We start from the raw sequence: 15,227 nt of genomic DNA, 5'->3' as shown, positions 1-15,227 counted from the left end.
ATTCTCCTTTATAATTTGTATTATTGGTTCTCATAAAACCGAATAGATCAATATAAGTGATAATTAATGTTGTTACTTTCAAAACCACTATGTAAAAATGGTTAAGTTAGTAAACTAATAAGTTTACAAGATTATTCTATCAAATACTTACTTAAAATTGCAAGTTTAAAACAAAAAAGGGTGCGACCCTTTTTGATTTATTTAATAGCTCCAAATGTGTCCAGATACGTAACAATCATTCCAATAATTCCAAGTGCTGCTAGTCCTGCTGGAAAGGCTCATGCAGTTGCTTCGATTGTTACAACTAATCCTCCAGTTGCTAAAAGAACTAAATCCATTAATGACATCACAATATCAAAAACTCCTGAAGCAAGGTAATATCAATCCACAGGGCGATACAAGTAATCTTTAAGTGGAAGTAGTGCTATGGAAATTGACCCAGTTGTAATTGATAGAGCCGCCGCTACTGCGGTGCAAGCTGCTGCAGGTGCTACGGTTATTCCAAAAAATCACGCCATAGCTCACAGAGCGGCAGCAGCAATACCAGCAGATATAGCCAACGGAATTATAATCCCGTTGGCAAAATTTAAGTCTCTAACATATTTTTCAAGCGCTTTAACATTCTCGTCAGTTCAATCAGGTTCTTTTGGTGGCTCTGGCTTTTTTGGGGGATCGGGTATCATACACTCTGATTCACCACCAGGAAGTCTGCTCTGACCAAATTGTTGAATCATGGCAGAATCACTTGACGAATTAACAATTGTCCCGGATTTCGTCTCGCTAATATTGTCTATTCATTCTCCAAATTCTGTTAAAAAGATTTCTTCAAATTCTTGTGTGTATGGTAAACTTTCCTCTATAAAAAAATTAAAATACGAAAGTGCTCCAGAATCATAATCAAACTCTACATCTTGTGCTTTTTCAACTAATTCATCGCTTACCTTAAAAGCATAATCACTGATCTCCGCAACACTACGACCGTTTAAAAACTTACTATCTTGTGATTCAGATATTATGTTTTCCATAATCTGGTTTCTTGATGTTGCTTTGATATCAGATCAAATATCGCCGCTTGACATGTCCAACTCGATTTCGTTACTACCTCTTAAAATTTTTTGATATGTGTTACTTTGGCTATTACTTTGAGTAATAGTTGTGATATTAGAAAGGGCTGTGGACCCAACTAGCATTGAAGCTATTCCTGTTAATAAGATCTTATTCATCTATTCCTACCTTCATAGACTTTCTATTTAATTGATAATTAATAGCGATCTTTGTAGGTAAACTTATAAGTTTACAAAAGTATTTTATCAAAAATAATTCCAAAAAGTTTAATAAATTTATTAAAAAATACCAAATGTTGATTAAAACATTTAACTAAATGTTAATAGTTTTTCATAATTAAATATCGAGTTCTGCAAACCCCTCCCTAATTGACTTTATATATATATATATATATACTAGGTATAGATATATAAAATTATAAGGAGAAATAAATATGAAGAAGTTATTAAGTATATTAGGGGCTACAGCATTGGTGGTTTCAGCGCCTTTGAGTGTAGCTTCGTGTAAGAAAAAAGTTATCCATAATATTGATGATGAATTTGATTATCAAGCTTTGAAAAATGAACTTATGGATAAAGCTTCTGAGGTATTTTATCGAAATCTTAATGAGGATTTTGGTAAATGCAAAAATATTTCAAATGATGAAGCAAAAGAAATTTTTACTTTTATAAGTATTGATAACTTAAAAAATCATGAAGAAGATCCCGAATTAAATAACCCTGATTCACAAATTTTTAAATCAATTTCAAATGATGTTAATAGTATTGTTAATTTTAATAAATTAAATGAGGATATTACTGAAGAAATTATTAATCAATTAAACTATAGACCACTATTACAGGGAATTGGAAATCCTTTTAAATCCTATGAATTAACAAATATAGCTATCAAAACTCAATCTGAAGTTGTTTCACTAAGTTTTGATTATGTGGCAAATTTAGAAATGGTTATTGATGGAAAAGGTGAAATTCAAAACGAAACCATCGCCTACAAATGAACTTTTAATATCTTTGAGAAAAAAGATATTGCTGAATCAATCAAAGCTTTAAATGAAAATATTCGTCAAGAAATTTCAAATTCTGCAAACGACTTTATTTACTTACAAGACTCAGGAAATTTAAAAACAAATGCCCAAGATATTGTTGATAAAAAAGTAATTGGTAACCAAGTTATTGAAATAATAAAAAAAGTTAATTCAGAAAATTCAAATTTAAAGTTAGTAACTGATAATCATAAATTTGTTGTCAATCAAAAACTAACTCAAGATGGATCGATTGCAAGTACTAAAATTAATTACGGTTTGGAGTTTCAAGACGATTGAAGTATTTATCAAGAAGATTCAGATGGATGATTTCCACAAGATTATTCATATCCAAAGTGATGAGAAGAATTAATGGGTCCTGTACTAAAACAAGAAAAAGGTGCAAATGAGGCATTCGTAAGTAAAATCACCGAGCCTGGTCAACAATGAATTGATCACCAGCTGCCTCAAACTATTAAGGATAAAATTAACAAAAACTCTGAATTAGTGGTTTCTGAAGCGATCAACCACTACAATTTGGCTGAAAATATCAAATCCAGTGATTTTCAAAAAAGGATCCAAGCCAATAACTATGATTTTGAAATTGATGAAGTTAAAGACTATAAAACAATAGCGGTTTATGGAGCTGAATTCTCAAACTCACAAGTGGAAATTATAAGCTCATCACAAAAGAACATTGTGGAACTAGATGATTTTTTTGTTCCAATTAAGCAAAACACAACTTTTGCAAACACTAAAAAACTTTATGAAGAATTTCTTAGAGCCTCAATTGAATTCCAGCAGAGTTACTTATTAAACCAAGCAGAAGGTGAAATACAATACAAAAATGGTGAATATGTTAGTTGAGAAAATTGAGAAAAAAAACACCATTATTATGTAATGGATGTTAAAGGGGATCTAGAAGATCACTTAGTTCAAGGAGGAGATGGAAAGACATACTCTTATAATGAAATAATTCCTCAATCTATTAATCTGAAAATCAACCAGGAAAGCGATAAGAATAAAGCCTTTATAGAGTCTTCAAATTTTGCTGTTGGAAAAAAATCTAGATTTCAAAGTTTCACTCTTTTGGGGATTTTCGGACATCCGCCTGATAGAAGCAAATTTCAAATCACGGAAACTATGTTTGTAAACCCTTCAGAAATTGTAACATATGATTATAAAGCTCCAGAATTTAGAACCTACTTTTTTTCCTCTGGTTTAAAATTCAACTCTTCGAAAACTTATTTTTCATTTGGTAAAAGAGAAGATTTTATTTGTTCAGAATCAGTATCAAATTCAGACAAAACGTTTGCTGCAAAATTGTTTTTCAATTTTGAATTATAATAACTTTACTTAAATTTTTCAATAAGACTTATGTCTTTGTTTTTACTATTTATGAAATTAGTGATAGGTGATTATCATATTCCCTCTTTTATAAAAGCAAAAAAGCCACTTTAAAGTGGCTTTTTCAATATTTAATTATTTCTTTTAATTAAGAAGTTTTAACGATGAAGTTTTGTGCTCATGCTTCAGCAAAAGTACCTTTTTTCATACAAATTCTTACAATATCAATAATTCAAACAATTCCAAATGATGCCCCATACATTAATGGAGTAACAATGAACATGAATAAGAAAAGCATTAGCATTTTTCCTTTTCCTGGTTCATAACCTAATCCTAATGTTCTCATTCCTAAGTTTGGTTGTCCTTTACAGAATCAAATAATTTTAAAAATAAAGTAAATCCCAAAAGTTACTGCTACTAGAAGCATTTCAATTAGCGTTGCTGCTAAACGTCTTCAAAATCCTGCTGCTGTCAAAATAATTCCTCTTTTTTCTATAACTGTAATATTACAGCATAAGATTATAGTAAAGGTTTTTTATAAAGAAATCAATAAAAATTCCGTTTTTTATGAAAAAATAGAAAAAAAGTTTCCTATGTTTTGATTTAAAAACTAAATGAAATCTGAAATTCTTAGAAAATCAAGAACGCTATTTAAATCTTCAACTTCACTAATAACTTTATCAAAAATATTTGATTCAAGTTGTGTTAAATTATTGCTAAATTTAAAGTCTGCCATTTTTATTAATTCTGAATGTTCGCTTTTAAAAGTTTTGAGACGCATGTAAATATCTGTTTTTTTAAAAACCACCAATAAAGGTAAAGCTTGCTCTGAGTTTTTAAAATAATCTAAGATTTTTTTCATAACCTTGGGATTCATTATTTTTCTAGCCTCAATCTGATCTAAACCATATAAATTAAATTCATCATTAAATTCTTTAGATTCCAAATTAATTTCAGATAAGCTTGCATCACTATAATTGTGTTTTTTTGTATAAAAAATTAAGTCATTTTCAACAAAATTTTCAGTTGAAGTAACCTGTAAATAATTCAAATAATGCCTACCTTTCATCTTGCCCATATCTACATAAAATTCGAAACCAAATGAAATTTTGTGTTTTTCTGTCTCAATATTTAAAAATAATCCGCTTTTTCAAATATTATTAATTTTTTCTACACCTAGGCAGTTCCTTAATCTGTAGGCGCTCGGGTATTTTTCTTTATCAATCGAACAAGATAATATTTTCTCATTTGTTTTAGCATTTAAAGCCATCAGATAATATCTATCTAATGGAATTAAATTTCTCATTTTCTTTACAAAAATAGGCCATTTTATTATGTAAAAAATCACAATTCCCAAACCTAGTATGAATGTTAAAGCTGGAATATATAAGTAAGCTGGTTCTAAAAAAAACTCAGAAAAGTCTCCTTGAATTGCAAAAATGGCTGCCGCTCCCAAAATTCCAAATGATGGAGCAAGTAAAATTGCGCCTATATTAGCTAATCAAAATTTAGGTTTCTTAATTTTCTTATTTTCCCCAATAAATATATTTTTTAAATCTTCGCTGAGTGTTTTTCTTAATTCCTCGTAATTTGGTTTCATTATAAAATTCCTTATTAAAATTATTATACCCTTGATTATGTAAATTCAAAATAAAAACTTTATCTTTAAAAAAATATCTACCCCCATCTGATAATCAAAAAATATAACTTATAACTATAAGTGCCTAAAAAATATAATTTAAAATTAGAATATTAATAGGAGGAGGTCAAATGAAGAAACTAGACTGAAATTTAGTTGCTCAAGAAATCGTTGATAATATTGGTGGATTTGAAAATATTGTTGAAATGTTCCATTGTGCAACACGACTACGTTTTGTTATGAAAGATGATAACTTAGCTAATCTTGAAAATTTAAAAAAGATTACTTATGTTAAAGGCTATAACAAACAAGACAACCAGCACCAATTGATAATTGGTGCCGGAACCGTTGATAAAATATATAAAGGTTACCAAAACATTGCCGGGGTTAGCGCTGTGGGTTCTGACTTAAACGTTGCAGGAAAGACCAAGTTGTGAAATAAAGAGATAAGTTGACAATCAAATTGCTTGCAAATTACTAAAAAAGGGTTAAATTCCTTTGCTGCTATTTTTGTTCCATTAATTCCAATATTCATCATTGGGGGAATGTCTTTAGCATTTAAATCTTTATTTGCTCAGTTCTTAGATGTTAATAACGGCTTCTTGCAAATATTAGATATTATTGGAGGAGCGATTCTTGGTAGTTTGCCTGCTTTTGTAGGATATACAGCTGCCAAAAAATGAGGGGGAAATCCATTTATCGGAATGAGTATGGGGATGATATTAATTGCTCCAGCCCTACTAAATTCGTATTCAAATGGGGCGCCGGTCATGTTGGGGTTTGAATTAGGAACTCCGCAAAGCGTTATTGATGCAGAAGTTAAAAATGCTTTTGATCAATGATTATCAAATAATAATTTAACCAATAATGGTCTAGAACCAAAAGAAATTGTTGGCTATTACTTCACAATTTTCTCTGGAGTTGCCAATAATTTCTTTGAAATTAAACTAATTGGATACCAAGCTCAAATTATTCCGGTGTTATTAGTTTTAATCCTTTCAGTTAATCTAGAAAAAGGATTAAGAAAAATTACCCCAGAAGCAATTGCTATAATTGTTGTGCCACTAGTAACCGTATTATTTTCAACTTGAATAGCATTTTGATTAATTGGTCCTTTGGGACAAATCATCGGAAAAGGACTTGCGATAGGAATCACAGCGGTATACAAATACACCAACTACTACGGAATTGGATTTGGGGGTATGATATTTGCTGGGGTATACCCATTATTGGTTATTACGGGATTACACCAAGGATTTTTGCCAATCGAAGCTCAATTGTTAATGGATAGCAAATTACAATATGGACACAGCTTTTCATTTATTACACCAGTGGCTTGTGTATCAAATATTGCACAAGGAACAGCATGTTTAATTGCCATTTTCTACATAAAAAACAAACAACAAAAATCAACTGCAGCTTCAGCGGTTTTTGGAGCCCACTTAGGAATAACCGAACCTGCGATGTTTGGAGTTAACTTGCAGATTAAACCGCTTTTAGTAGCAGCAATTGCTGGATCTGCTTGTGGGGGTTATTGATTAGGGATGACCCACACAGTGGCCAATAGCTTGGGAAGTGCTAGTTGAATTGGATTGGTGCAATTTGATTGAACAAACACAGAAGCTCTAAAATACTTTGCAGCAAATGATATTCCAGCGACCTTCTCAAGTTTAGCTCCGGGAATTCATGTAACAATTGCCATGTTGATTTCGATGGGTGCAACTGCGGGATTCTCATTCTTGTTGTTAAATACAAAATGAGGAAAAAATGCATTAGTAAGTTTTAACGGAGATGAGTTAAAAGTTCAGACTCAACAATAATTTTAATACCAATTTATCACATTATTTTTTAGTATAATTTTATTAAAGGATAAATATAATGGAAAAGAAATGAAAGATAGTATTTGACTACTTATTAGAATTAATCAAAACCGATCAGGTTAAAGCAGGAGAGGCTCTACCCAGTCAGAATCGATTAAAAACTCGTTTTAAATACAGTGATCAACCAATTCGAATTGCTTTTGATAAACTTGTTAGTTTAAATATAGTTGAAGCGCATCAAGGAAAAGGTTTTATAGTTTGTGAGAAAACAAGAAATAACATCTTGTTTTCTTTTAGTGAAATGTTTCCTGATGCTAAAAGTGAATATTTAAAAGCGGAGCTAATAACGATTGATAAAAATTTAGAAAAGCGAACCGGATTCATTTGTGGGAGCAAGGTTTATCGAGTTGAGGTCAAAAGGTTTTTAAAAGATATTGATTTTATTTTCCAAATCTCTTGATTGAATGCTAAATTTTTTGCAAACTTCAATTTTGAAATTTTAAAACAGAATGGCTTAATGAATTTTATGAAGAACCATTCTAAAACCAAGGTCAGTCACGCTATCAAAAAAATCTACTTTCAAAAAGAAACTGATGATTTAAAAATCAGTGAATGATTTAACGATAATAAAACCAATCAAGCCATTGTTGATCAAGGTAAGGTTTTTGATTTGTATAATGAGCAAATTGAATATCGTGAAAGTTTTTATCAACCCGAATTCTTTAAATGAGAATTTATTGAATGACGTAAGTAAAGGAGTGCCAAATGTCAGATAAGTACAAAAAAATATCAAATAAGGATTTAACTGATTTTGAAAAATATCACAAATTAAAGATTTATGATTGGTATAATAATCAATTCCATTTATCAGGCTTTTCTGGACTAGTTAACGATCCAAATGGTTTAGTATACTTCCAAGGCGTTTATTATATCTTCATGCAAAATTGTCCATTTTCACCTGAACACCAAAATAAATCTTGAAGTCTTTATACTACCAGAGATTTTATCAATTACAAGTATCACGGAATTGTTTTAACTCCAAGTATTAAAGAAGATGCTTTTGGGGTGTTTTCTGGAAGTGCGTTTGTTTGAGATAATAAATTAAGATTTTATTATACTGGTAATATTAAATATTTAGAAAATAATACTCGTAGTAGTTACACTATTCAAGCCGAGTTTGATTTTGAAAAACAAATAGGTATTAAAAAAGTCTTATTTAAAACTGATGAAAAAAAATTCACCGGTCATTTCCGTGATCCAGTAATTCACTATAATAACAATGATAATAAATTTTATATGATTAATGGGGCCCAAAATCTTTTAGAAGAAGGTGTAATCGCTATTCATGAAACAAATTCATTGGAACAACCATTTGAATTTAAAAATATCATTAAACTAGATATTTTTGATAACTATATGATAGAATGTCCCAACTTTTTTAGTATTGGTGATAAAAAAGTTTTGATGGTTTCTCCTGAACGCAATATTTCCTTTAAAGATGGCTCGCATAAAGTTTACTACCAAATTGGAGATTTTGACAAGGATTATAAAAAATTTAAAGGAATCACCAACTGACAAGAACTAGATGGGGGCTATGATTTTTATGCACCCCAAGTTTTTAACAATAGTGATAGAAATCTTTTGATTGGTTGAAATGGTAATTCGTCTTCAGAACAAAAAATTACTTATGAAAATATGTGGTCAAACAACTTAACAATTGTTAGAGAATTAAAATTAAAAGATAATAAAATAATTCAAACCCCAGTTGAAGAAATAAAAAAATTAAGAATTGCTCCTTTGAAGTCTTTTGATAATCAAGTTGAATATCAAAACGGTTTATTGGAGATGTTGTTTGAAAATAATAATCAAGATTTTGAATTTGAAATTTTAAATTCAAATGAAGAAAAAATAATTTTTCAATATCAAAACCAAGTTTTAAAAATCGATCGAAGTCGATGTACCAAAACCGATGAAGAGAGCTTACCAAACAAAATTATTTTAAAACAAAAAATTAGTTCAATGCAATTACTAGTTGATCGCAGCTCAATTGAAGCATTTATCAATAATGGAGAGAATGTCATAAGTTTAAGGTTTTATTTAATGAATCACGAATTTGTTAAATTTAAAAACTTAAATCCAGTGTTCTATCAATTAAAGGGTTATGAAATCGATTACCAAAATATAGTATGAAAGAATCAGGAGATTAAATAAATGGCAAATAAAATATTATGTATTGGAGAAGCTTTAGTAGATATTTACCAAGTCAATGATTCTTATAAAGTAAATCCTGGAGGAGCTCCTTTTAATGTGGCTTGCAGCTTAGGTCGGTTGGAAAGTGAAGTATATTTTTATGGAGCAATTGGAGATGATGATTATGGAAAAATAATTTTAGACAATTTAGAATTGCATAAAGTTGAAAATGATTTTGTGCAAATATTGAATTCTCAAAAAACTACCCAAGCCTTGGTTAGTTTAGATAAAAATGGAGAAAGAAATTTTGAATTTATAAGTGGAGCTGATCAATATTTAGAACCAACTAATTTTGATGAAAAATTTAGCAAAGTTAATTTAGTACATTTTGGAAGCGCCACAGGATTGATGGAAGGTGAACTATTTAAAGCTTATCAGAATTTATTGAAATGAAGCCTTGAAAAGAACTTAAAAATATCTTTTGACCCCAACTTCCGTGATAAGTTATGAAACGGTAAAGAGACAGAATTTGAAACTAAAGCCTTGAACTTTTTTAAAGTTGCAGATTTTGTTAAATTCAGTGAAGAAGAATTAGATATGCTATTTGAGGGTGACGATTTAAATGCTAAATTAATTAATGCAAATAAATTAAATCCTAAAGCCTTAATTTGTGTAACTCTTGGTGAAAAAGGCACAAAATATATTTACAAGAATCAATTGAAAAATATTGAATCAACTTCAGTTAAGGCGGTTGACACAACCGGTGCTGGAGATGCTTTCGCTGCAATGATGCTAAATCAATTAAACAAAAGCCAAAATTGAGAAAAATTAGACTTTAACGAAATTGTTAGAGTGGCAAATCAATTTGCTTGCCAAGCCGTTAAACATCAAGGGGCTTTAACTTTTTTAAATCATTTGGGTGAATAAAAAATGTTTTACGAAAGTAAAACATTTTTTGATTTAGAAACCAATCTCATAAAACCGTTTTTAATTATTATTTCATCCGCTTTGATAACTTTGTTAAAAATTATTTTTAATATACGCAAATGATTGTGGTGGACACGAAAGTCCAAATTCTAATAAATCCTTAGGTCTGTCAAATTCTATATATTCCTCAATTTCATAAGCAACCGCTTTTTCTTTTTTATCATAATAACTGTAGTAAAAACTACTGTCTATTCCAGAAAAATTTTTTGTAAATTCCCATATATTTTTTGGGGTATCCACATGAACCTTTTTAATTATTGCGACCCCGACAACTTTTGAAATTGGTGCAGTTGCATACATAAAAATTTCTTTATCGTTAAACTGCTTGGCCTCAACCTTTCTGAATTCAAATTTTTTATTACCACTTTTGATATTATTAATATGCTCGTTATGTATTGACATCAAAATTTTCATTTTACCTAATCCCTTCCATTATAAAATACCATATTAAAATTATTGTAACCATTTTTAATTTAAATAATAAAAGGAGTTTTCAAAACTCCTTTTATTATTTGCTTGCTATAATTTCAATTTCTATTAAACCATTTTTTGGCAAAGCGGCTACTTGAAAAGCACTCCTTGCTGGCTTGTGTTCTTTAAAGTAGTCAGCATAGATTTGGTTAACTACATTAAAATCATTAATATCTGCTAGTAGAATCAAAACCTTAATAACATTACTTTTATCATAACCTGAACTTTTTAATATTCCATCAATGTGACTTAATGCGTTTTTGGTTTGTTCTTCAATTGAATTTGGTAAATCAAAAGTTCCTAAATTAAAACCTAACTGACCTGAGGTATAAAGAATTGAATCTTTAATTTCTATAGCTTGAGAGTAAGGTCCAATGGCTTCTGGTGCCGTATTTGTTTTTATAATTTTCATTTTATTTCTCCTTTTTTATTTTCAAAATATTTACTAATCGGTTTGTCAGTTCTTGTAGTTTTTGGCGACTTAATCCAATATTAATTCTAAACCAGTCATTGCCTGAACCAAATTCTGCACCCATGCCAACTATTAAATTATTTTCTTTTAATAATTTGTTAAATGTTTCAAAACTCAACAGGTTACTATCATATTTTATTCAAACTAGATACGAAGCCTGCATTTTCATGACTTCTACATTTTCAAGAACACTTAATTCTTTTTTCAAGAATAAATAATTTTCATAAACATATTCTTTTAGCTCTTTTAATCATTTAAATACTTGAACGCTATTATAAGCGCTTATCAAAGCTGGTTGAAAAAATATGTTTGGTGATGTTGTTGAATTTTTTTCAAATTGTTGATCAAGCCTTCTCTTAATTTCTTCATCTGCAATGATTAAGTAGCTGCCTTTAAGACCTCCAAGATTGAAGGCTTTATTTGGAGAGTTACAAATAATGAAATTATTATTTGTGACTTTATATTTTAGTAAAGATTGATGAGTTAAATCATTTAAAACTAAATCCCCGTGAACTTCATCTGATACTATTAGCACTTTATGCTTTTGACAAATTCTAATAATTTCTTGAACTTGTTCTTGACTTCAAACAACTCCTCCAGGGTTGTGTGGATTACAAAACAAGAATAACTTAACGTTATTTTCAATAATTTTATTTTCAAAATCCTTAAAATCTATTTCATAAGTTTGGTTTTTGAAAACCAATTTGTTTTCAATGACATTTCTTTCACTAAGATTAATTGCTCTAAAAAATGGTCCATAAATTGGGGTTTGAATTAAAACGTTTTCACCTTTATTTGTAAAAGCTTGGACAATTTGAAATAAAGCATTAACAGTTCCGTGACCTGACTTAATTCAATGTTGGCTTATTTTGATATTGTGTAATTTTTGATATCAGTCTTGAATAGCTTTATTAAACTCCTTTTGAACAAAAGTATAACTATAAGTTGATTGATTGGCTCGATGAATAATAGCTTTTCTAATATCATCGGGAGTTTGAAAGTCTAAATCAGCAATTGAACTATTAATTACCTGACTGACATCATCTAATTGGTAATTATCTTTGAGATAATTTAAATCATTTTTTCTTTCTTTATTTTCTTGACGATTGATTTTTGAATCAAAATTATACTTCATTTCTTATCGACTTACTTTCACTTGTAGATTCCTCAATTAAGGGTTCTTTATTTTTAAATAATTTTATTAGTCCGAAACTAAAGATTAGTGCAGTCATGTAACGAACTTTCTTTTCAGTTTCGGGCTTGGTTTTTAACACTTTTAATCCAAGAATAATTGAAGTTGAAACTGCGGTTCCAATTAAAGCAATTATTATGAAAGTAATAATTGCTAATCAAACTGCCATGGCTCCAGTGACTGATTGTATTCCAGCAACGGTAATAAAACCCCCCCCAGTTATTGTTGAACCTAAATTAAATGCATAGCTTAAAGCTCCTGATACAGCTCCACCAGCCACAAATCCAGGAATTACTCTAAAGGGATCGGATAACATCATTGGAATACTTCCCTCAGTAATTCCTAATGAAGACATAACCCAAGCAATTTTACCGGCTTCTTTTTCTTGTTCATTAACAATTTTTCTTCCCAATAAAGCTACTAAACTAGTTGTTCATCCAGTTCCGATTCCTGCCGCTCAAAAAGCAGCATATGGGGTAAGTAAACTCGGATTGGTTAATTGACCATCAGTAAAGGCTCCAGTGAATGAAGCAAATCCAAAGGCTCAAGCCACTTTATTAAAGGGACCTCCCAAGTCAAAGACACACAGCATTCCAATTAGCATTCCTGCCACAAAACTAAAACTGGTTGCTTGTAGCTTTGTTAAACCATCAAAGATTAAACTCACTAACATTGCGATTGGTGTTCCTAAAGCAAAGAGAATTAAACACATAATTATTAATGATCCTAAAATCGGATAAACAAATCATGTCAATACTCCTTGGAATTTTTTAGAAACCATTCATTTCTTAGCCCCAATCATCATGTAGCCCACAATGATTCCAGCAATTAAACCTCCAAGAAATCCTAACCCTGCCACTACTGTAACTTCTTGGCCATTTACTAATTTAGTATAACTTACCGCATTACAGGCAAGTCCTCCAAGAAATCCTGGAAACAATCCTGGTTTATCAGCCATCGCATAAGCAATATAACCCGCTAGAATTGGGGCTAATAAAATGCTTAAAGCTCCTCCTGCTGTACTTTCTAAGGTATTTAATCAGTTGGCATTTTGCGCAATTACATCAGCACCAAATATTTGTTTAATAATTGTTATTAAAGCTACAATGGTTGTTCCTGCAACAATTACTGGTACAACATAAGAAATTCCAGTTAATACTGCATCTTTCAAACCTTTACTTTGTCTTTTAAAACTAGTTTTAAAGTCAAACTTTTGTTTTTCAACTTTTTCCTTGCTTTGAAATTCCTGTTTTTCAACTTTTCGAGAGACTTTCATTAATTTCTTTCAAATTTCATCCATTTTATGAAGTGGTTCAGCGACACTGGTTTTATGAACCGGTAAATCTTTGAAGCGCTCGATTTCTGCCGGATTAATATCAGCGGCTATTAACATAACATTGGCGTTTTGTACATCTTCATCAGTTAACTTGTCTTCAATCCCGTTAGCTCCTTGTTTTTCAACCTTGACTGCTCAGTTTTTGCTTTTAGCATAATCTTCAATTAATTTAGCACTCATGTAAGTGTGGGCTACTCCTGCAGGACAACCAGTTAAAGCAATTAAATAACCATCTGGTTTTAAATCTTGGACAACTTCTTGTTCGCTGTCCTGGCTAAACAATAGATTTTGAACAGTTTCAAAATCATTGGCTGCTTTTAAACTATCTCTTGTTTTTTGATTTAATAATTTTGTGGCGATTTTACTAATTAGTTGTAAATGAATTTCACTTGATTTATTTTTAGGAATTGCTAACCCGATAACAACACTAACAGGTTTGTTATCAAAAGTTTCTCATTCCAAGGGTTTTGAATACTTAATAAAAAATATTGTTGGAGTTTTAACTTCCTTGATACGAGCATGGGGGATGGCAAAGCCATCTTCTAAACCAGTACTAGTCTCAGATTCGCGAAGTATAAAACCCTTATATAAATCTTCTTGATTCTTTACAATTTTATTTTCAAAACCAAGTTGGGCTAATTCTTGTAAGGCTTCATCTTTATTTTTAGCCAAAGAATTCAAGACAACTGTTGTTGGCTTTAAAAGTTCATTTATCTCACTCATTACTTATTTCCTTTCTTATAGAAAAAAATACCTTTTAGTTAATAATTTAGTGGTAATTTATCTATAAACCTATTTAAGCAAATAAGTTTTTAAAGCCGGGGAAATCAGAGTAAGTAAAAACCCATTCCAGATTTAGGAATGGGTTGCTTAATTATTAAGTTGTAAATAAAGAAAATCTCAAAATTGTTGTAGAGTTTGTGATCTAATTGAGTAAAAATCTCACAGTTGTGATTCTTGATTATCCAGTATGAAGGTTTTATCAACAACTTGATTAAAAGATGAATCTTGTCCTAAAATACCTAAAGTATAAGATTTATTAAAAAATGTTTTAGCATAACTTTCTAGTAAATAATTATGACCAGACAAAGTAACAAAGATTACTAAATCCTGGGGTTTAATATTATCAACGTATCACTGGATTGAAGACACATCATCTTCTAAAAATATTTTGTACCCAATTCCGCGCATTCTTTGAACAAAACCTTTACTTGCAAAAAAGGCAACATTAAAGCAAAAAATATAAATATTGATATCCTTATTAAATAATTTTATAATTTCATCTTTTTTATTTAATCAGTTATTGGTTAAACTTAAAGCGGCTGAAACTTTGATTTCATTGTATTTATCCAGGTTTTCTTCAAAGCTATTTTCTTGCAGATTAGAATTAAAGTTTTGTCTTGATTTTAAAATAAACTTTAGCTCATTTAAACCTGATAAACCTATACTTTGACAAAACCTAGTAATACTAGAACTTGCCACATGACATTTTTTAGCGATTTGTGCTGTTTCATTTTCCATCACAAATTCTTGATTATCAATTACAAATTTGGCTATTGTAACTCTAACTGCATTAGTATCGTGTTGAATTATATGATTGATTTTCTTTAAAATTTTGTCCATAAAAGCGCCTCTAAGGTTATTTTAACAAAAAATTATAGCGACTAATTTTATTTAGAAAAAACTT

13 protein-coding genes are annotated in these 15,227 nt (G+C 30.0%); 5 read left to right on the top strand and 8 right to left on the bottom strand.

Features of this window, described 5'->3' with window-relative positions; genetic code table 4:
- Nucleotides 1–197: 197 nt before the first annotated feature.
- Nucleotides 198–1,223, bottom strand: a complete 1,026-nt coding sequence (locus SALLE_RS05765; protein ID WP_115558675.1) for a hypothetical protein — start codon at nt 1,221–1,223, stop codon at nt 198–200.
- 275 nt (nt 1,224–1,498) lie between these two features.
- Here SALLE_RS05765 and SALLE_RS05760 point away from each other — a divergent pair, with 275 nt between their 5' ends.
- On the top strand, nt 1,499–3,433 hold the full coding sequence (locus tag SALLE_RS05760; RefSeq protein WP_115558674.1) for a hypothetical protein: 1,935 nt from the start codon (nt 1,499–1,501) through the stop codon (nt 3,431–3,433).
- Between the two features lie 148 nt (nt 3,434–3,581).
- Here SALLE_RS05760 and SALLE_RS05755 read toward each other — a convergent pair whose 3' ends face one another.
- Nucleotides 3,582–3,908, bottom strand: a complete 327-nt coding sequence (locus tag SALLE_RS05755; protein ID WP_115558673.1) for an RDD family protein — start codon at nt 3,906–3,908, stop codon at nt 3,582–3,584.
- 135 nt (nt 3,909–4,043) lie between these two features.
- Complete coding sequence (locus SALLE_RS05750) at nt 4,044–5,033, bottom strand: DUF3137 domain-containing protein (RefSeq protein ID WP_162807972.1); 990 nt, start codon at nt 5,031–5,033, stop codon at nt 4,044–4,046.
- Nucleotides 5,034–5,203: 170 nt separating this feature from the next.
- Between SALLE_RS05750 and SALLE_RS05745 the strand changes: the two genes are divergently transcribed.
- From SALLE_RS05745 to SALLE_RS05730, 4 genes are read left to right on the top strand one after another with little or no spacing between them, the layout of a single operon-like run.
- The gene (locus SALLE_RS05745; RefSeq protein WP_115558671.1) at nt 5,204–6,892 is read left to right on the top strand and encodes a PTS transporter subunit EIIC; all 1,689 of its coding nucleotides are present in this window, start codon (nt 5,204–5,206) and stop codon (nt 6,890–6,892) included.
- Between the two features lie 58 nt (nt 6,893–6,950).
- The gene (locus SALLE_RS05740) at nt 6,951–7,646 is read left to right on the top strand and encodes a GntR family transcriptional regulator (RefSeq protein ID WP_115558670.1); all 696 of its coding nucleotides are present in this window, start codon (nt 6,951–6,953) and stop codon (nt 7,644–7,646) included.
- Between the two features lie 11 nt (nt 7,647–7,657).
- Nucleotides 7,658–9,103 (top strand): glycoside hydrolase family 32 protein, encoded by a 1,446-nt coding sequence (locus SALLE_RS05735; protein WP_115558669.1) that lies wholly within the window; start codon nt 7,658–7,660, stop codon nt 9,101–9,103.
- Complete coding sequence (locus SALLE_RS05730; protein ID WP_115558668.1) at nt 9,104–10,009, top strand: carbohydrate kinase family protein; 906 nt, start codon at nt 9,104–9,106, stop codon at nt 10,007–10,009. It begins immediately after the preceding gene.
- 93 nt (nt 10,010–10,102) lie between these two features.
- On the opposite strand, the gene SALLE_RS05725 is transcribed toward SALLE_RS05730, so the two are convergent.
- The 5 genes from SALLE_RS05725 to SALLE_RS05705 all read right to left on the bottom strand — a co-directional run bounded on the left by SALLE_RS05725 (nt 10,103) and on the right by SALLE_RS05705 (nt 15,163).
- Nucleotides 10,103–10,483 carry an ASCH domain-containing protein gene (locus tag SALLE_RS05725; protein ID WP_115558667.1) on the bottom strand — a complete coding sequence of 127 codons (381 nt, stop codon included), beginning with the start codon at nt 10,481–10,483 and terminating at the stop codon, nt 10,103–10,105.
- A gap of 94 nt (nt 10,484–10,577) precedes the next feature.
- The gene (locus tag SALLE_RS05720; protein ID WP_115558666.1) at nt 10,578–10,952 is read right to left on the bottom strand and encodes a Rid family detoxifying hydrolase; all 375 of its coding nucleotides are present in this window, start codon (nt 10,950–10,952) and stop codon (nt 10,578–10,580) included.
- Nucleotide 10,953: 1 nt separating this feature from the next.
- On the bottom strand, nt 10,954–12,147 hold the full coding sequence (locus SALLE_RS05715; protein ID WP_115558665.1) for a MalY/PatB family protein: 1,194 nt from the start codon (nt 12,145–12,147) through the stop codon (nt 10,954–10,956).
- Complete coding sequence (locus tag SALLE_RS05710) at nt 12,137–14,263, bottom strand: fructose-specific PTS transporter subunit EIIC (RefSeq protein ID WP_115558664.1); 2,127 nt, start codon at nt 14,261–14,263, stop codon at nt 12,137–12,139. The genes SALLE_RS05715 and SALLE_RS05710 overlap by 11 nt, the downstream gene beginning before the upstream one ends.
- Before the next feature lie 147 nt (nt 14,264–14,410).
- Nucleotides 14,411–15,163: a MurR/RpiR family transcriptional regulator gene (locus SALLE_RS05705; protein ID WP_115558663.1), complete on the bottom strand. Its 753-nt coding sequence runs from the start codon at nt 15,161–15,163 to the stop codon at nt 14,411–14,413.
- Nucleotides 15,164–15,227 lie beyond the last annotated feature (64 nt).

The organism is Spiroplasma alleghenense, from assembly GCF_003363775.1.
GTDB lineage: Bacteria > Bacillota_I > Bacilli_A > Mycoplasmatales > Mycoplasmataceae > Spiroplasma_B > Spiroplasma_B alleghenense.
Note: the sequence above shows the minus strand (reverse complement) of the source record. Positions and strands in the feature narration are given on the sequence as shown.